Below are 17,991 nucleotides of genomic sequence, written 5' to 3'. Positions count from 1 at the left end.
CGGCGTCCCCACCGCTGGGGGTGGGTTGACTCAAAAATTGTTGTCCTTGGGTCACCACGAATCCACTCAAGCCGATTGCCGTGCGAACAAGAGTGTCTGTAGTTCTTGCCGGTTTTGCACACCCAGCCGCGCATAGATCTGGCGCCGGTGGTAGGTGGCGGTGTTGGCGCTGATGCCCATGCGCGCGGCGATCCGCGGCTCGGGCAGGCCACGCGCCAGCCAGTAGGCCAGTTCGTGCTGGCGCTGCGGCAGTTGGAGCGTGCGCAGCGCGGGCAGCAATCGCGCCGCGCGCTGAACCCGCTGCGTGATGTGGATGCCCACCGCCTGGCCTTGTCCCGCGGCATCGGCCATTTGCGTGGCGCGCAGAGTGAACGTGCCGCTGGCGTTGTGCAGTTGCAATTGGGGTAGTGCAAAGGCCCTGCCGCGTTCAGCAAACCGCAGGCGCTCCAGCAACACGCGCAGGGCTGGCGGTAGTTCGCTGCGGCGGTACCAGCGCAGCCCAAAGGCCAGCGCCATCAACTGGTCGGCCTGCGGCGATGTCCACAGCAGTTGCCCGTTGGGCGTGACTACCAGCATGGTGCTAGCGGCGACGATGCTGCCTTGTGCATCCATCTCGCCAGGCTGCAGGATGCGCGTCAGCCACGGCTCCAGTTGCGCCAGCAGGGCAATGTCCTCCGGTGCAAAACGCGGTGCACCGGGTTTGCGGCACAGCTTGAGCGAGCCCACGCCTGTACCCTGCGGCGTGCGCAGCACCAGGCTCAGAAAGTCCTGCAACTCGGACGGCCGCGCCACCTGGTTATAGAAGTCGCTGCGGATGAAGTCATTCCTGGATACGGAGATGAGTTGCTCCATCACCAGCACCCCATGTTCATGGCATACGGCGGCGGCAAAGTCGTGCGAGCTGTAGCTCACCACTTCGTGCTCCAGCGCGGCCATTTCTGGGTCGAAGTAGCGGTACATCCATTCGCGCGCCACCGAGGGCTCGATGTACGCATCCAGCACCCCATCGGCATCGGGATGGAAATAGACACCTGTGTCAAAACCGATCAGGCGGTGCAACTCATGCAGCACGGGCTCTATCAACGGCAGCCCGTTGAAATCAAGGCAGGCCATTTGCTGCAGGCGTGCCATGGACTGCGAATGAGCGCGAGAGAGGGTCATGGAAGCCATTATTCCGCCCTCCCCCCGGAAGTGGTACGGAGTATCCCGAGTAATCGAATGCTGGGCGGCGAGTTGTTTTCAACATTCGCGCAGACCGCGGACCGCGTTTGCACTGGGCAGCTTGGCTGCGGCAATCTAGCCCCTGACAAACGGCCTCGATCAGATCGCAGGCCCGCTGGGCTTGAAGAGATTCGCGCGCTGAGCCATTCCACGAGCCAGATCTCAAAAAGTGATGCTCGCCCTCGAAAGCAACAGCGTTTTTCCATCGCCTGAATGAGCTATGGCAACGACTGAAAAGTCGACTCTAGGCTGATTCAAGACATTCGGCTTTACCTTTCGAAGGTCCGCCGCGTCCGATTCCGGACATTGACTCAAAAGCGCCCAAGTAGGCCGGGTTGATTCATACAGCCGGCCTGTCTCCCGCTAATCGCTAGTCGGTGTTACGACTCGTCCACGTCAGCGCGCTACGGCGGGTCGGCTGACCTCGCAGCAGGCCTTCCATGCCTTGCATGCGGTCGCCGATCTGCAGCCCCTTCTCGTCGATATGGAACTGCCGCAGCTCGTTGGAATGCGCACTGTCTCGCAGCTTGACTACGGCCATGACACGTTGCAACCGGCTATCAACTTCGATATAGCGCTGCACGATGATGGCGTCGGTCAGAAAAGCCGAGCCATAGGGCGAGAAGCGCAGATCCCCATAGCGGTCCTCCAACTCCGAAGTCATCAGTACCGTGGCACCAGTGCTGGCCAGGGCCGAGACCAAGCGTGACAGCGACTCGCGGAAATTCTGCTTGAAGGTCGGCGCCAGGGCCAATTCGAAGCCCGATAACGAATCGATGACGACACGACTGGCCTTGAGTCTGCGAATCTCGGCAATCAGTTGCATCGCAATCTCATCCACCGACAACGAAACCGCGCGCGTGTCAACCACGGCGATCCGACCGCTCTTGATCAAATCAGCCAGCAGTGCACCGCGCGAAAGCGCTGGTCGCTGCTCGAAGGCAGCGATCACGCCGGTCTCGCCGCTGCGCGCGCCCTCGGCCAGGAAAGCAGCGGCAAGAATGCTCTTGCCTGAACCCGAAGGCCCGGCAACCAACAGGGAGTAGCTACGCGGCAGCCCGCCGCCCAGCATTTCATCAAGACCTGGCACGCCCATAGCCAGACGCTTTGCGCCAGGCTGCTCCACGGCCGGCACCTGCAGCGGCGGTGGCGCGAAGACCTGCAGACCGGCCGGCCCGATGCGGAAGGTGTGCAGACCCGGCAGGGTCGGCTGGCCACGCATCTTCATGATCTCCATCTTGCGCACCATGGAATTGCCCTGCAAGCTCTGGCGCAGCCAGATCAGGCCGTCAGAGACGGTGAAGACTGGATTGGGATCGCTGTCGGTGAAGTACTCGCCGATCAGAAAGGTCGTGGCCTGCCAACTGGTCATCATTACGCCTAGGCTCTGGATGAATTTCTGCAGGCTGATGAAGCTATGGCCCTCCCCCTCTCCGGCAAGCACCACCGAGCGAAAGGAGTCGACGAACACCAGACCCGGCTCGTGGTTCTCCACCTCGACGGCAATGCGCGACAGCACTTTGTCGAGATTTCCACTGCTCATGTCCTCCGCCAGATTGATGAAGCGGATCGCACGGTTGAGTTGGTCCAGATCGAAGAATTCGAATTGCTGCTGGTAGCGCAGCATCTTGATGGGCGGCTCACCCAATACCGTGAAATACAGGGCCGGCCGCTCGGGTGTAGCCAGGGCAAACATGATCTGGTGGGCCAGCGTGGTCTTGCCACAGCCGGGCGGGCCCGCGATCAGATTGAAAGAGAGCTCGGGCAAGCCGCCGCCCAATACCTCGTCCAAACCGGGCACGCCCGTCGCCAGACGCTTGATGGTTGCTTTGCCTGTTTTCATGACGATGGGTCCTTGGCGGCTGAGCCATTAAAATTGAGCGGGTGGATTAACTCACCCGATGGGTGCAGCAGGCGCTCAGCCAATCCCGCACCGATCAGTTGCGACAGCAACTCGACAAAATGCCGGCCAAGGCTCGCCTGCACAGCAACGGCCTCAGCGGCATCGAGCTGGAGAAGCATGGTTCGCAGATTGGTCAGGTCAATCACACCCGGGCTGGTGCCGCCATAAAGAGCGGCCAAGCCTGCGTGTTCCCTGCGGCTGAGAGAGAGACAGCGCCTGTAGAGCGCGGCCACACCCTGCTGGCCGATCACCGGCGATAAGACAGCAAACGCTCGCTCCCAAGCTCGCTGAGCAGCTGCGGCGACCGCCCACGCGGCGGTGTCAGAGCCCAGCGCTTCAGGCGATTCGGGCATGGCCTGGGGCGATCGCGCCTGGGTGGACATGGATTTGGTATTAATGCACACACCTGCGAATGCAGGGGGTTACGTATCATAAGTGCTCACGCAGCCAGCCGGGTGCATATATGGATTTGCGCGTCTTCCAACAAGTTGTTGGCATGTATGGGTTTGAACAACTGGCTCCGCCTCATCCATCAGGCACATGATGCCGAGCGCCATAGCATGAGTCCCCATGGCCGAAGCCGACTATACTGCAACGATCCAGCTCCCCACGGGGGCTTTCACCGGTACGGTGGACTCCCGCTTCCTTCAGTAGAAAGGCATCCGTGGTCACCGCCTACCATGCCCGAGGCAATCTGCTGTTGGCTGCCTTGCCTGAGCAAGAGTTGGCCCATTGGTTGCCGGATCTGGAGTCCGTCGAGATGCCCTTGGGCACTGTGCTCTACGAATCGGGCGGCCGCCTCAGCCACGTCTACTTCCCCATCTCCACCATTGTTTCCTTGCTCTATGTACTGGAGGATGGAGGCTCGGCAGAGATCGCAGTCGTCGGCAATGAGGGCCTGATCGGCGTTTCGTTGTTCATGGGCGGCCAGACCACGCCGAGCCGTGCCGTCGTGCAAAGCGCCGGCCAAGCGCTGCGGCTGAAGGCCCATCTCATGATGACGGAGTTCAATCGCGCCGGTGACGTGATGCATCTGCTGCTGCGCTACACGCAGGCCCTGCTGACGCAGATGTCGCAGACGGCTGTGTGCAACCGCCACCATTCTTTGGATCAGCAACTGTGCCGCTGGCTGCTGCTCAGTCTGGACCGCTTGCACAGCAACGAGTTGGTGATGACGCAGGAGCTCATCGCCAATATGCTGGGCGTTCGCCGTGAAGGCGTCACCGAGGCAGCCGGGCATTTGCAAAAGGCAGGCCTGATCCAGTACCGGCGTGGCCATATCACCGTGCTCGATCGTGTCGGGCTGGAGCAGCGCACCTGCGAATGCTACGCCGTGGTCAAGCAAGAGTACGACCGCCTGCTGCCAGTCCCGGGATCCCACTGAGGCAGAGAGCGCCGCACGGTGCCAGAACATCCGTGACAGGTAACAATCTACTCCCCCACATTCATAGGGCGGCGCCATAGCGGGCAGCAGCCTTCTGGCCGGCATCGATTCACGATGGCCTTTCATCGCCAATCTCACTCTTGCATACCCGCTGATGATCAGTGCGAAAGCGCTCGGCATCTGTCCCCGGCCATCATGGCATCGGTCTTTTGTCGTTTCCGCAGCGTCCTCGCGGCCGCGTCGAATCTCTCTTGATGATTTTCTCGCTGTCTCTTTGCTAGATCTACCAGGCGCCTGGCCAAGTCGAAAGCAGTCGATATGACGATCGTGACATGGTTCACAACGGCCTCAAGCTCCCACGGCAATGGCTTCAAGCCTCTTGATCCCGCAGTGCCTGCTGGCTGCTGAATACCAACCCTTTGCCAAACACGGCACGGATTGGCAACGCCATGCCAGTGCTCTGCAAGGTCTTGCGCCGCAGGCGGTTCAACTGCGATTCGATTCGATGAAAACCATCTTCCACGTAGGCATAGCCCATGGCCTCGAGCAGTTCCGTCTTGCCGACGATGCTTTCGTCAGCGGCAGCCAGATGGCCGATCAACTGCAGCTCGCGACTGGTCAGTGATATCGAATGTCGATTAGGTGCAACCAGTCGAGCTGCCGCCTTGTCAAGATGCCACGAGGGACGTGCCCCATTCAGGGCCACCAGCGTTGGCGCAGCTGCGGGCGGGGCCAGGTGTAGCTGCGCGCGCAAGTCGGCTGCCAGTGCATGCAGGTCCTCAGGCTCAACGAAATACCGCAGCGCCCCGGTGCTCAATCCGGTGATGCAGCAACACAGATCACTGCGTGCAGTGAGTACGATGACCGGTATGCGCTGCTCCGCCAAGCGCTCTATCAGGCACAACCCTTCTTCACGGGGCAAGCTCAGATCTACGATCACCAGATCGGCCTTTTCCCTCAACAGCGTTATATAGAACTTCTCGACGGACTCTGCGCCCCAGGCATGTACCCCTGATTTTTGCAAGAAGTTGCATACATTGCGTCGGATATCTTCATCATCCTCAACAATGGCAATGGTAAATTTGAAGGGAGTGGCGGTTTGTTGCATGATCGAAAATTCTTAATGTTTGATAAATATCGACTGATAAGTACCAGCATTGATTGTTTTTAAAGCAGGAGCGCATCTGCATACAGAAGCTCACCGTTCATTCATAAAAAATTGCAATCACCAGCCTCTGAAAAACAATCACTGAATACGGTCTTTTGAACATTCCACCCTGTCTAACCACAAAGCCTGAAAACATCCCTTCCAAGACCTCGCAGCTTGGTTATTTTGAGTCTACATCATCCATAAATTAAACCCTTTACCAAAACAAGCGCTTCATAAGAATAATTTTCGAAATCATTGCTGCAGCTCCAGCTGATCACCATGGCTCACCAGAACATATGTACGGTATTTTCCGATTTTCGATCCATTGAATTCCATGCAATCCCACCCAAGTGCAATTTGGGCATCTAGCACTCCTCCGGCAGACGAATATACTTGAGCCGCCCCACTTGCGATGTAATCACAAAATCCTGAAGTGCACCATTGCTTGATGAAACCCTGCATCCATGCAGCCTCAAAGCACTGCTGCGCGCTGCATCTCCCGACCCGGAAGGTATTTTCACGGCATTCTGCAGCAGCATGGAAAAATCATGGGCAGCCTCCGCTGTTGCCTTGATGGACAGTATTTTTCTCATTCATGCTCCTTGGAAATCATCCGTTGGGACTTGATCAAAACACGCGCATGCCATTCCTGATATCAGCGAAACATGATGGGCGGCGAGGAAGCCTCTTGAGCAAGCCTGGGATATTGCAGGGTGGTTGCTGATGAGCGGTTGATAAGGCTCATGCATCGACGGCCATTGCACTTGTCGACTACCGTCCTCAGCAGCCCCGGTCACTCCTTGAAGATGGGTCGCCCTCAGGGCAGGCAGGCCAGGCAATTGCATCGACACATGGGCATTTCAAGGCGCCAGGACAATATGTTGCCAAGACTACATCCCGAAATCGGGGTGGTCTGTGCGCTAGCCAACGGACTCGATTGCAGATCCAGGAGGCAAGCGCTTCCCCGATGGTGGATGGCTCCGTCTTGTCCACATTGCCGCCGCCATCGACCGCCTTGCCGTCCAACGGGCCCGACTGACTGGACCTGCATCCGTGGCCAATGGACTGCCCCTGCTGCGATAGACCCACCAGCCTCACGCCCTGGTGCGCTCCAACGCCTCAGGGCTCAGCAGTCCACTCACACTGCGGAGCAATCTATGCCAACCAGATGAAGCTTGGGCAAATCGGGGAACCTGGACGCTCATACGCATGTCCACCAATCCAGCTTCTGGCTCGCGCTTAGGTCGGATTGAGCAATGCCCGGAAGGTCAGCGTGCGCACGCCGGCGGCGGCTCGCACCAGCCACACGCTGCCGCCGTCCTCCACACGGCCGCCGTTCACCGTGTTGGGCATGAGGTAGCGAAGCTTGGGCAGGCGCCACACCATTTCGCCCAGCTCCACCGGGTGGGTGGCCCGAAACTGGACGACGCCGCCGTCGCCCAGTTGCTCGCTCCACTGCACCTGCTGGCGCTTGGTCATGAAGTCGGCCAAGCGGGCCATGTTGTACCACTGGAACCTGGCAACGCCTTGGGTTCTCGCATAGGCCTGCAAGTCCTTCATCACGTCGATCCAGGCATAAGCGCCCGGTGGGTGCGCGTAGACCATGCGAGCCGTGTTCTGCGCGATGCCGAAATCAACCAGGGAGTGATACCAGTCGATGACATCCATTTTGGGCACACTGAACTCTTGGAACTCCTCGAAGGTGGCATAGTTACCCATTGGAGTTACTGGCACCACCCACAGATTGGAGTTGCGCAAATCACCGTCGCGATACTGGCGCGTCACGCCCAGGCCGGTATGACCGCCAAAGTAGACGCCCACCACGCCCTGCTGCTCCAGCCAATCCATGGCCCAACGCGGATTGTTACCCTGGGGGGCAGAGTAATCGCGCGAAGGATGGCCCAGAGTCCCGTCTACGGCCTGGCGATTGAGCACCAGATACTGAAGAAAGTCGCTGCCATTGGTTTCGCTGGCGTTCAGACCGTAGTAGTCATGGATCCAGCCGCCATGCGAACCTACCGAATGCCCCTTGGCGTCCATGCGGCGCAGGAAGGCCTGGGCGGTGAGGTTGTTATTGAGATCGAAGCCTAGCTGGTCGCCAATGTTGATCGTATCCGGACCGGCTGTCATGTGCATGCTGGTGGTGCCCGTATTGAAGATACCAGCCTGCTCCAGCGCCCGCATGGGGCGTTGGGCCGCCATGGAGTCCAGGTGCCAGTTGAAGATCATGCCAGGCACTCCGTTGGGCACATTGGCGAGTTGTGCGCTGCCCAACACATGCTTGACGAAATACTGCAGCATGCCGTGCATGGGTAGCGCGTCGGTACGCCCTTTCAGGTAGGTGAGCGGTAGGTTGACGAACATCACGCGCCCAGAACCGAAAGACTGCAGGCCGGCCACCAAGCCAAACTGCGGCGATGCAGCCAGCGCCGTACCGGTGTAAGAGCCCTCGGTGACATAGCTGGGATAGATCAGGAAACCGAGCAGGTAGCCACTGTAGGCCTGCAACGCATCCGCCGCTCCGGCCTCGGCCACACGAAGGCTGCCGGACGCGGCGCGCGCGACATTGTCGAGAGTGGCTGCAACGGGCGTCACCACGCTGGCCATGGCTGGCTCGGCCGCGCGCCGCACACGCCCGAAGCTCACCTGCACTGCCCGCGAATGGCTGCGGCCACTTGCAGCCGAATCGGGCATGGGCAGCATCTGGAACTGCTGGGTATCGAAGGCTCTCACACCCCCTGGGTCAGCTGGACTGACCGGTGCATACAGCGCCTCGCCTCCCTGCACTCCCGCCGCCTGCAATAAGGGCACCTTGCTGCTTACCTTGCCCAGCGGACGCACCACGCTGGTGGGTGCCTGCCCAAGCATGGAGGCGATCTGGGCTATTGCCACAGGGCCTGTGCCGCTGCTGATGGCAGGGCTGCCGCCACGGGCACTGCTTGAGGACGGCGGCGGTGTGATGAATGGCTCTGACTTGCCGGGCGGCACCTGCAATTCACGCAAGGTGCTGCGCATGGCTGTCACCGGCCCCAAGCCAACAGTGCGGTCGAGGTACTTGTCGTACAGCACGTAGTCCACGCCGGCAAGATCACTCAGGCGCGATTTAGGAATGGGGTACACCGGCGCGCCGTCGGAGCGGAGCGTGAGGGCGCCGAAGTCAAAAGTGAGAAAGGTCTGGCCACCTTGGTAGGTGAAGTCGTGTATCGCAGCTACCACCTCATCCGTGGCGATGGTATGCAATTGATCGGGCAGCACCAAGCCGGCATACTCCAGCGCTACGTCGGTGCCCATGTTCAAGAACTGCGAGTCCGTGACCATGGCCATGCGCACACCTATTTCGGAGGCCGCGTCCTTCCATGCTTTCACCCCCGGGTCGGTTTCAACGGTACCGTCAGGCACCAGCAACAGCAGTACGCCGGGGTCTGACGCGGCTACCGCCGGCTGGGAGTACACGGGCGGGATCGCCCCCGCCTCAGCCTGCGGGCTGAGGCCACCACCGCCGAGCACCAAGGCCATGCACACCGACACCCCAAGCCAGGCAGCCCTGCGCGTACGGGATGGGCACCGGGCGGTCGGCATGGCCTCTTCCGGCCCGGACCTCCCGGAGCTGAGAATTTGGGTATCGCAGCACATAGCTTCTCCTTTGTCAGCCCGAGGCTGAACATGAAACCCGGAGCCCGGGCAGGCGTTGAAAGCCGCTTCAGATAGACGGTGCAGGCGTGAGGCTGACGAAATAGCCGTACAGACCCAGTTGGATCACCACTTGAGGCAGGAAGGTTGCCAGCAGATAGATGGGCAGCACCATCAGACCACTGGTGTGGGTCAGCAGCCAGGCAATGGCGCCAGCCTGCAGCGGCACGCTGAGCGCTACCAGCGCCAGCGCATTCACGGTGGCCATGAACTGGCGGCCCAGCGAAAGGGGAAAGATGTAGAGCACCAGCGCATGCAGCAGCGGTATGAACCACAGCAACCCCACGCCAAACATCAACAGCTGATTGACCACCGCCTGCGGGCTCATTCCGGTACCCGGCGGCAACCACAGCCAGCCCAGCACGCTGACCGCGCACAGCAGCCCCACCAGACGCAAGAAATAGCGCAAAGGCAGTCCGTCTCGGGGCAGCAGGTACGAACACAGCCACAACCCTCCCCCCAGCAAACCAGTGAAGATTGCCGCCACCGGCCCAGGTGCGCGCATGGGTAGTTGCACCACCACCAACGGCAGCGAGAGGCCTGCCAGGTCGGCGACTCCCCACAGCACTAGCTCTACCGAGCCCAGACCAAGACGCGGCCAGGCCCAGGCGAGCATGTAATGCCAACCGTTCATGATGCTGTCGTGTGCAACGGCAACCAGGCCTTGCGATACCGCCAGCATGCCCAGCAATGCCATCGTGTCACGCAGGCGCCAGACATAGCTGCGCAGGCCGCGCGGCTGCACGGTGAGTGGAAAGCGCGTGGCAGAAGTGGGGCGTGACATGGTTCAATCCCCCGTCAGAAGTCAAAGAACAAGCCCACAGATGCCCCTGTGCGCCGGTAGTAGGGATTGCGGTAGTACTGCAGCGAGGCGATGAAGCCATAGTCCTTGCCCAGCCAATGGCGCCACTGGGGGCTGATCTCGGTGGAGGTGAAGCCGACGCTACCGCCGGGTGCGACGCCAGCACCGGCTGGTAGATAGGCCTCACGGCCGTGGTCCAGCCGCAACGACCACAGATCCTGGCCACGCGTTCCCAACGTCACCACGCCGAAGCCGCGAGCGGCATTCACCGCACCAGGCTGGGAATGGTTCAGCAGCAGGCCACCCTCGGCTATCCAGCCAGCCGGAGCGTAGTAGGCAGTTGTCAGTCTGAGCATCACGTCGCGATGCACATGGTCGCCGCTCAGGCCCCGCATCAAGCCCACCCCTGTCACCCAGCGACGCTCATCGCCCCACTTGCGGAACACCCCCACATCGACGCGCATGCGGTACTGGAAGTCGGCGGTGCCGCCACCGATGCCGCCCATCACGAACCAGTCCGGCGATACATCCTGCAGCACCGAAAGCGCGCCCAGCGTGCCACGCTGATTGAAATGGCCCTGGCTGGCCAGTTCCGCGTTGAGCGTGGTGCCGGGTGCCACGCGGTACATTCCGCGCACGTAGGCATCACGCCAGTCACCGCTGGCTCCGCGCAAGTGAGCCATTCCTACGCCGGCTTCAATCTGACCCCGCGATGCCACCGGCGCAGGCACTGGCGCCGAAGTGGCAGCCTCCGGCAGGAGTGGCTGTGCAGGAGGCATGTCGACGACGTCCGGTGCTGTCTGCGCTGCACAGGTAGCGCCCACGCCCAGCAGTCCGATCAGGACCATCAGCGGCAACGAGGCAACGGTCGTACCCCAAAAGGGCGATAAAAGCTGGAATGAACGGGGCATGTGGTTTATCCATGGAGTGGTCGCGCCTTCAGCGCGGGCATTGGGTGCCTATGCCACGCTTTTCCAGCGCGGCGTCGGCGGCGGCATCCAGCACCGTCCAGCCAATGTCGAAAGAAAAGGGACGCACCGAGCGCCGCCAGCAGGCCGCCTCAATCGGTGCCAGGCGATGCAGACCCCATGCCACCAGCCCCCACGCGAAGTTGTCGTCGGCGCGCCTGCGCCAGCGATCGCCATACTGCGCCATCCAGCCTGCCATGTCGGCACCGGCTTCAGCCGTCGGCAGCAGCCCGTTGTTCCATAGGTAGCTACGCGCCAGCCCGTGGGGATAAAAGCTTTCTTGCTCATATTTTGGTATCGCCGGCTGCCACGCCATGCCTTGCCGGAACCCTTGTTGCATGGCCTGCGCGAGGTTTTCGGCCTCCGTGCTCTTGCCGCTGGCGCGCAGGGCCGAGTAAATCTCAGCGTTGTCCATCAGGTAGTAGAGTTCCTTGTCCTCGAACACGCGATAGAGGCCGCTGGCGGGATTGCGCAGGCGCCCCAGCATGCCTTCGCTGCCGCGCACGGCGGTCTGCGTGCTGGCCCGCATGCGCGGAGGAATCCAGCGCTTCTTCTGCGCCAGGCTGATCATCTCGATGACAGAGGCAGCGGTGGCGTCGTCGGCATCCGCTACCTTGCAGGCGGACCAGCGCTGCTCCTGGTCGCGGCAGAAGCGATCAAAGCCACCATCGGCACGCATGCGCGGCAACAGCCAGTCCAGCCAGTCACTCAATGGCGCACGCACGTTGACATCTGCTTCCAGCAGGATGATGAAGGACTTGTTGACGAAGTACGGGTCCACAATGCCGCTGTCGAAAGTGGTCATGTAGGCGCCGTCGCCGGTATGGAAGGCCTGGAAAGCTGGCGGTTCGCCACCCGCAGACACCTGTGCGCCACCCAGCAGCGCCAGCCCGGCCAACAGCTTGCCCACCCAGCGCAGCCTGAACCAGACGCGCTGCGGCCGCACGGGCACCACCTCGCCGCGCTCAACCGCCACGATGTCGCCGTGCACGGCCACGCCCGGTTGCAACAGTACTTCCCATCCCGTCACGCTGCAGGGCTCCTGCCTGCTGCCGGCAGCGCTGCCCTCGCCCAGGAATATGCGGTGGCCAGCCGCGACCGGACCAGACAGGCAGTTCTGGCCCTGACAGTAGATGCTGCCCTCGGTGAACAGCGCGCCGTGCAATGCCGCGCCAGTTCCCAGCCGCGCGTCGCCATGCACCTTGACATGCCCGATCAGGCGCGCACCGTCCCCCAAGGTAAGGTCACCCGTCACCACCAGATCTGCCATGGTGATGGTGCGGGCCTTGAGGCGCAGGGTTCCGAAGTGGCGTCGGTGCTGACGGGGCAGCGCCGGCGGCACGGGCAGCGCTGGCGCAGCCTCACCCGCGGCTGGACCGGACTCGGTCACGACAGCGATAGTCGGTGAGTGCAGCCGGTGAAAGCGCGAGCCCACCCGTAGCTCGATGCGCTCGGAAGCTTGCAGCACAGGCGGCAGCGGCTGGCCCGGGCAGCGCAGCACGCGCGTACCGCCGAGCATGGGATTGCCCGGACTTGGCAGAATGCCTACTTCGCCCTGCCCCTCAAGGTCCAGAGGCTGTGCATCCGTGGGATGGCGCCACTCTTGCCAAGCCGGCCACAGGGGCAGCAGAAAGGTCAACAGTGTGGTGCTCAGCCAGGCAGCCACTTCCCAGCCAGGCATCAGATCTAGTTCCATGCTGTGCTCACAATTCCGTGCCCGGCCGACGATAGCGGACGGTTTTGTCCCAGATGAGGGGGCGACGCAGCAGTTTGTCTGCCACCCAGCCGTCCCAGGCGGCCTTGGACACTGCCACCAGGCTGACCACGAAGCCGGCCAGCAACCAAGGCATGAGCCGCAGGCGAGCGTGGTGGCCATCCAGATGCACGGCCGCAGCCACCTCGAAGAAAGCGGCAAAATTGCCCAGACAGCCGCAGGCGGCGACCATCGTCAGCGCCAGCAGCGCGGTCAGAGGTGCCGGTGTCGCATCACCGCCCATCAACAGCGCCAGTACCGCGGCCACCCAGCCCACCAATAGCACCGGGGCCATGGCATACACACCGAGCAGCGCCAATCCATCCAGGCGCGCCGCCCAACCGATCGGCCCGCGCACCGCCACACCCAGCGCATGGTTCGTCAGGGCCTGGTTGTGTCCCTTGGCCCAGCGCCCAATCTGGCGAAAGCGCACCGCCCAGTTCTGCGGCACTTCCTCGTGGCACTCTGCATGTGCCAGGTAAGCCATGCGCCAACCGCGCAGCAGCAACCGGTAGGTGAGATCCGTATCTTCTGCCAGCATGTGCTCGTGCCAGCCACCCACCTGCGCCAATGCCGACAGACGCACCCCGCCAACGGTACCGCCGTACTGAGCCACCGCGCCCAGGCTGAAGCGCGCCTGTTGGTCGACCTGGTAGCCAGCCGAGCGCTCCAAATCCAGCAGCCGGGTGAGCAGATTCACACCCGTGTTCTGCGGCACGACTCGCCCCATCACCGCCCCGACTTCGGGGTCCAGGAAAGGCACGGCCAGTTGTTTCAGGAGTTGCGGGCCGGGCAGATAGTCCGCATCGAACACGACGATCACGTCGGCCAATTTCTCGCGCACCACGATGGCAGTGGCATCCTTGAGCGCGGCTGCCTTGCCAGGCGTGCCACCCAAGCGGTGGAGCGGACGCAGGAGCGCCGGGTGCGTGCTGGCGTAGCGATCGATGATGGCTCGCGTGCCGTCCGTCGAGCGGTCGTTCATCGGCATGATGAGCAAGCGATCGGGCGGGTAGTCTGCGGCCAGCAGACGCGAAATGCAGTCCGCGATCACTGCTTCTTCGTTATGTGCGGCCACCAGCACTGCCAACCGAGGCCAGGGGGCCGACACGATACCCGCATATAACGAGCGCTGGCGCGCGAACATGCGGTGCAAGGTGAATAGGTAGTGGCGCGCGGCGTAGACCGCCAGCAGGCAGGCCACCACCGCCAGTACGGTGTATGCACCGTTCAACACCATTTGCTGAGCGGGCGTCAGAACAATCACTTCGGCCTGCACGGCACCAGCGTGAGCGGCGGGCAAAGTGGGTTGGTCTTGCCCATGTGTGCTCATCTCAGGATTCGATATAGACATGACGCCCCCCGACTGCAGCGGGCCTGCATCCTCGCCGCTCCAGGCTCCCCGGCGCGGTCCGCCCTGTGGGATCGGTTTGGCAGCATCCCGGCAGTTGGCCTATGGCATGGACGATGCCCTGCGCAACGTATAACCTCATGGGAAATCGCCCTGCATGGCCGATAATACCGTCGATATCGAAAGATTGGCATTTCATTATTCTTACCACCTGTACATGCCATAGAGCGGCAATAAAACGATTGCTACCGAATAACCAGCCGATCAGAGAGAAGAGATTTCATTCAAACGACATCAATTGCCGAAAATCCCTCAATTGCCTCAATGGCTTTTGTTTTTGACTCCTCATCGCCAACAAAAATTCTCTGACCGAGCGGCTAGTGCAACGATATGACCATATCGGACGATATCAAACACACAAAGCATTTTTTTACAAAACGTGATTTCTGAAGAATTACCGATCAATACTCTCAAAATGCGAGCATTAAATTGTGCAATATAAATTCACAAAGCAAATCAAGCCCAATAAATTCATCCACCCATTAATTCACAAAACCATAAAATATGTGAATTCGTGTATATTTCAGAGATAAAAGCGGTTTTCACCGCACCGCCCCACCGATTGCATCCCCAGCGTGTCATGGGCACACAGCGCTGGATTAGCCCTGGCACGTCCAGGTCGCTGACGCATACACCCTCACGGATCACGAGGGCTATGCGCCTCATGCCGTCGAGGCAGGCCATGCATGCATACAGGCCCCACCCTCTGCAGCCTCGAATCCTGAAGATATGCTTTCCGGCCTCAGCATTTGATACAGCCTCCTCTCTATGCGGTACGCTGCCGTTCCGTCGCCAAATGGATTGGCCGCAGCCTGCATGCCACGATAGGCGGCTTCGTCAGTGAGCAAATGGCGCACCCATTGCACAATCGCCTTGCGATCGGCACCGACCAACTTGGCACAACCAGCCTCCAAGACTTCCGGGCGCTCCGTCTCGTCGCGCAGCACCAGCAGCGGCACCTTGAACGTTGGCGCCTCTTCCTGTAGTCCGCCGGAATCCGTGAGTACCAAACAAGCATCGGCCAATGCCTGCTGCATGGCCAGGTAGTCCAGCGGTGCGGTCAGCTTCACATTGGGAAGGCCACCCAACAAGCGATGCACGGGCTCTTTGATGACCGGGTTGAGATGGACCGGGAACATCACCGTCAGCCTCGGGAATTCGCGAGCAATGTCGGCGATGGCGACGCAGACGTTCTCCACGTCTCCCCCCCAGTTCTCACGCCTGTGCATCGTCACCAGGATATGACCCGCGCCTTGCACCTGGCGCTGGATGCCATGATGCTCGCAGGCCCACAGTTGGGCATCCACGACGGTGTTGCCTGTCACCGCGATATCGCTCGCCGCCACGCCTTCATGCATCAGTGCGCGCGCCGCGCCAGTGGTCGGTGCGAGATGCAGACTGGCGATGCGCCCGATCATCTGCCGCAACCCCTCCTCCGGGAAAGGCCGCTGCAGGTTGTAGGTCCGCAGACCAGCCTCGACGTGCACTACTGGCGCCCCGTGGTAGAAGCCGCCCAGCGCACCCTGGAACGCACTTTCAGTGTCGCCTTGCACGATCACGGCATCGCAGTCCGCCTGCTCCAACACGGATTCCAGCTGGGTACGGCAACCGATGGTGAAGTCCAGCAACGAACTGCCGACCCTGCGCAGCACATGATCGGGTCGAATCTGGAAGCACTCCAGCATCTGCGTCGCCATTTCACCGTGCTGCCCGGTGTGCAGCCAGATGGGGCGAGCCCAGCCCGAGCGCTGCAAAGCGTGGTAAACGGGGGCCAGTTTGATGATCTCGGGCCGCGTGCCCGAGACAATCAACAGTTGCGCGACGCTTGACTGGGTGCCCAGAGGCATGGGTTTGGTATTCATCGCAGTTCCGAGGTTCGCTGGGAATCACGTGCACCCAGAGGTGCGGTTGCCCCGAAAACCATTGGCTCCTGTGGAGGTTGTATGGATGCGCGCATTCAGCATGCACGGACTGACTTGACTGCGGCCGCAGAACCGGGATGCCCTGCCGCACGCTCGTCCTGGAGTCGCAGCGCCCAGCGCAGCAGCTGCGCCACTGCGGAAGATCACCCCTCTCGCACAGCAACGGCTAGCCGCTCGGCGCAGCGGCCCGCCTGCTCCCTGTCACGCGCCTCCACCATCACGCGTAGCACCGGCTCCGTGCCGCTAGCCCGGACCAGCACCCGGCCGGCTTCACCCAGTTCGGCCTGCACCTCCTTGGTAGCCCGAACAAGCAATGTGTTGCTTTTCCAATCCTGGCCCGGCCGCAGCCGCACATTGAATAAAGCCTGGGGAAAGAGCTGTACCGGCAACAGCCACTGCGACAGCGAGCGCCCGGTCCGCACACAGGCTTGCAGCACCTGCAGCGCACTGACCAAACCATCGCCCGTCGTGTGCCTGTCCAGCACCAGCAGGTGACCCGAACCTTCGCCACCGAAGCTCCAGCCCTGGCGGCCCAGCTCCTCCAGCACGTAGCGGTCACCAACTCGAGCACGCACGAAACCAACACCTTGGGCAGCAAGCGCCTGCTCTACAGCCAGGTTGGTCATCAATGTGCCCACGGCCCCGGGCACCTTCTCGCCACGCGCCAGGCGATCTGCCACGATCAGATACAGCAATTCATCGCCGTTGTACAGCCTGCCGGTGGCATCCACCAGTTGCAGACGATCGGCATCGCCGTCAAGTCCCACCCCAAAGTCGGCATGGCAGACAGACACGGCCATCATCAACGCTTCAGGGTGGGTGGCCCCCACACCCTCGTTGATGTTGAGCCCATCGGGGGTGCAGCCGATCTCAACTACCTCGGCCCCCAGTTCATGGAAGACCTTGGGTGCGATCTGGTAGGCTGCACCATGGGCCGCGTCAACGACGATCCTTAACCCCTTCAGGGTGAGCGCATGATCAAAGGTGCTCTTGCAAAATTCTATGTAGCGGCCAGCAGCATCATGCAAACGACGGGTCTTGCCCAGCGCCGTCGGTTCCGCCCATATGGGCTCCTCGGCCAGCAGTTCCTCTACTTCCAACTCCCATGCGTCGGGCAGCTTCGTGCCCTGGGCGCTGAAGAACTTGATGCCGTTGTCCTCGAACGGGTTGTGGCTGGCGCTGATGACCACGCCCAGGCTGGCACGCTGCGCCCGCGTGAGGTAGGCCACGCCCGGCGTGGGCAGCGGGCCCAGCAGCACCACGTCCACGCCGGCTGAGTTGAAGCCCGACTCCAGCGCGCCCTCCAGCATGTAGCCGGAGATGCGCGTGTCCTTGCCGATCAGCACCGTGGGGCGATCTTCGGTACGGCGCAGTACTCGGCCTACCGCATGGGCCAGACGCAATATAAAGTCGGGCGTAATGGGAAAGTTACCCACCTGACCACGAATACCGTCAGTACCGAAATATTGGCGTTGCATCATCTTTCCCATCTGGGTCTGCCATAGCGCGTCGATAAAACGATCACTCCTAGGCAACCTGCCAGTCAGAGATGAGAAATTTCACTTTAACGACATCAACTACTGATATTCATTCAATTGGATCAACGGATGTTAATTTTCATTTCCATCGTCGATGAAATACATCTAGTCAGCACTAAGCGCCTACCTTAAATCCATATCAAATCATTTCAAACATACAAAACAAAGAATTACAAATGAGATTTTGCAATCCATCAACCCATCAAAACTCTTAATACAAGAGTACTCGTTGAGATATTAATGACAAAT

General features: G+C 61.0%; 13 protein-coding genes. 1 reads left to right on the top strand and 12 read right to left on the bottom strand.

The window, feature by feature from the left end; genetic code table 11:
- Positions 1–66: 66 nt before the first annotated feature.
- From ACYVKR_RS24085 to ACYVKR_RS24075, 3 genes are all read right to left on the bottom strand, one after another.
- A complete protein-coding gene (locus ACYVKR_RS24085) occupies positions 67–1,161 on the bottom strand; it encodes a helix-turn-helix transcriptional regulator (RefSeq protein WP_460483507.1) in 1,095 nt (364 codons plus the stop codon).
- A gap of 430 nt (positions 1,162–1,591) precedes the next feature.
- Entirely contained in the window at positions 1,592–3,064 is a 1,473-nt protein-coding gene (locus ACYVKR_RS24080) for an ATPase domain-containing protein (protein ID WP_460483506.1), read from the bottom strand.
- Positions 3,061–3,507: a hypothetical protein gene (locus ACYVKR_RS24075; protein WP_460483505.1), complete on the bottom strand. Its 447-nt coding sequence runs from the start codon at positions 3,505–3,507 to the stop codon at positions 3,061–3,063. Before ACYVKR_RS24075 ends, ACYVKR_RS24080 begins: the two co-directional genes overlap by 4 nt.
- Before the next feature lie 326 nt (positions 3,508–3,833).
- Between ACYVKR_RS24075 and ACYVKR_RS24070 the strand changes: the two genes are divergently transcribed.
- Positions 3,834–4,508 (top strand): Crp/Fnr family transcriptional regulator, encoded by a 675-nt coding sequence (locus ACYVKR_RS24070; RefSeq protein ID WP_460483583.1) that lies wholly within the window; start codon positions 3,834–3,836, stop codon positions 4,506–4,508.
- Positions 4,509–4,878: 370 nt separating this feature from the next.
- Here ACYVKR_RS24070 and ACYVKR_RS24065 read toward each other — a convergent pair whose 3' ends face one another.
- The 9 genes from ACYVKR_RS24065 to glmM all read right to left on the bottom strand — a co-directional run bounded on the left by ACYVKR_RS24065 (position 4,879) and on the right by glmM (position 17,682).
- Complete coding sequence (locus ACYVKR_RS24065; RefSeq protein WP_460483504.1) at positions 4,879–5,616, bottom strand: response regulator transcription factor; 738 nt, start codon at positions 5,614–5,616, stop codon at positions 4,879–4,881.
- A gap of 407 nt (positions 5,617–6,023) precedes the next feature.
- Positions 6,024–6,251, bottom strand: coding sequence for a hypothetical protein (locus ACYVKR_RS24060; protein ID WP_460483503.1), 228 nt, complete (start codon positions 6,249–6,251; stop codon positions 6,024–6,026).
- A 646-nt stretch (positions 6,252–6,897) separates the two neighbouring features.
- Positions 6,898–9,174 carry a polysaccharide deacetylase family protein gene (locus tag ACYVKR_RS24055; protein ID WP_460483502.1) on the bottom strand — a complete coding sequence of 759 codons (2,277 nt, stop codon included), beginning with the start codon at positions 9,172–9,174 and terminating at the stop codon, positions 6,898–6,900.
- A gap of 184 nt (positions 9,175–9,358) precedes the next feature.
- Positions 9,359–10,132, bottom strand: a complete 774-nt coding sequence (locus ACYVKR_RS24050; protein WP_460483501.1) for a hypothetical protein — start codon at positions 10,130–10,132, stop codon at positions 9,359–9,361.
- 14 nt (positions 10,133–10,146) lie between these two features.
- A complete protein-coding gene (locus tag ACYVKR_RS24045; protein ID WP_460483500.1) occupies positions 10,147–11,061 on the bottom strand; it encodes a YaiO family outer membrane beta-barrel protein in 915 nt (304 codons plus the stop codon).
- Between the two features lie 28 nt (positions 11,062–11,089).
- Positions 11,090–12,814, bottom strand: a complete 1,725-nt coding sequence (locus tag ACYVKR_RS24040) for a hypothetical protein (RefSeq protein ID WP_460483499.1) — start codon at positions 12,812–12,814, stop codon at positions 11,090–11,092.
- Between the two features lie 7 nt (positions 12,815–12,821).
- On the bottom strand, positions 12,822–14,150 hold the full coding sequence (locus ACYVKR_RS24035) for a glycosyltransferase family 2 protein (RefSeq protein WP_460483498.1): 1,329 nt from the start codon (positions 14,148–14,150) through the stop codon (positions 12,822–12,824).
- A gap of 794 nt (positions 14,151–14,944) precedes the next feature.
- Positions 14,945–16,144: a non-hydrolyzing UDP-N-acetylglucosamine 2-epimerase gene (gene wecB / locus ACYVKR_RS24030; protein WP_460483497.1), complete on the bottom strand. Its 1,200-nt coding sequence runs from the start codon at positions 16,142–16,144 to the stop codon at positions 14,945–14,947.
- Positions 16,145–16,347: 203 nt separating this feature from the next.
- Complete coding sequence (gene glmM / locus ACYVKR_RS24025) at positions 16,348–17,682, bottom strand: phosphoglucosamine mutase (protein WP_460483584.1); 1,335 nt, start codon at positions 17,680–17,682, stop codon at positions 16,348–16,350.
- Positions 17,683–17,991 lie beyond the last annotated feature (309 nt).

This window comes from Comamonas humi, from assembly GCF_054782535.1.
Note: the sequence above shows the minus strand (reverse complement) of the source record. Positions and strands in the feature narration are given on the sequence as shown.

What these genes read in the sequence shown, in the direction of transcription:
- ACYVKR_RS24085 (WP_460483507.1), bottom strand. Translation starts at nt 1,161, where the DNA reads ATGACCCTCTCTCGCGCTCATTCGCAGTCCATGGCACGCCTGCAGCAA.
- ACYVKR_RS24080 (WP_460483506.1), bottom strand. Translation starts at nt 3,064, where the DNA reads ATGAAAACAGGCAAAGCAACCATCAAGCGTCTGGCGACGGGCGTGCCC.
- ACYVKR_RS24075 (WP_460483505.1), bottom strand. Translation starts at nt 3,507, where the DNA reads ATGTCCACCCAGGCGCGATCGCCCCAGGCCATGCCCGAATCGCCTGAA.
- ACYVKR_RS24065 (WP_460483504.1), bottom strand. Translation starts at nt 5,616, where the DNA reads ATGCAACAAACCGCCACTCCCTTCAAATTTACCATTGCCATTGTTGAG.
- ACYVKR_RS24060 (WP_460483503.1), bottom strand. Translation starts at nt 6,251, where the DNA reads ATGAGAAAAATACTGTCCATCAAGGCAACAGCGGAGGCTGCCCATGAT.
- ACYVKR_RS24055 (WP_460483502.1), bottom strand. Translation starts at nt 9,174, where the DNA reads ATGGCCTTGGTGCTCGGCGGTGGTGGCCTCAGCCCGCAGGCTGAGGCG.
- ACYVKR_RS24050 (WP_460483501.1), bottom strand. Translation starts at nt 10,132, where the DNA reads ATGTCACGCCCCACTTCTGCCACGCGCTTTCCACTCACCGTGCAGCCG.
- ACYVKR_RS24045 (WP_460483500.1), bottom strand. Translation starts at nt 11,061, where the DNA reads ATGCCCCGTTCATTCCAGCTTTTATCGCCCTTTTGGGGTACGACCGTT.
- ACYVKR_RS24040 (WP_460483499.1), bottom strand. Translation starts at nt 12,814, where the DNA reads ATGGAACTAGATCTGATGCCTGGCTGGGAAGTGGCTGCCTGGCTGAGC.
- wecB (WP_460483497.1), bottom strand. Translation starts at nt 16,144, where the DNA reads ATGAATACCAAACCCATGCCTCTGGGCACCCAGTCAAGCGTCGCGCAA.
- glmM (WP_460483584.1), bottom strand. Translation starts at nt 17,682, where the DNA reads ATGCAACGCCAATATTTCGGTACTGACGGTATTCGTGGTCAGGTGGGT.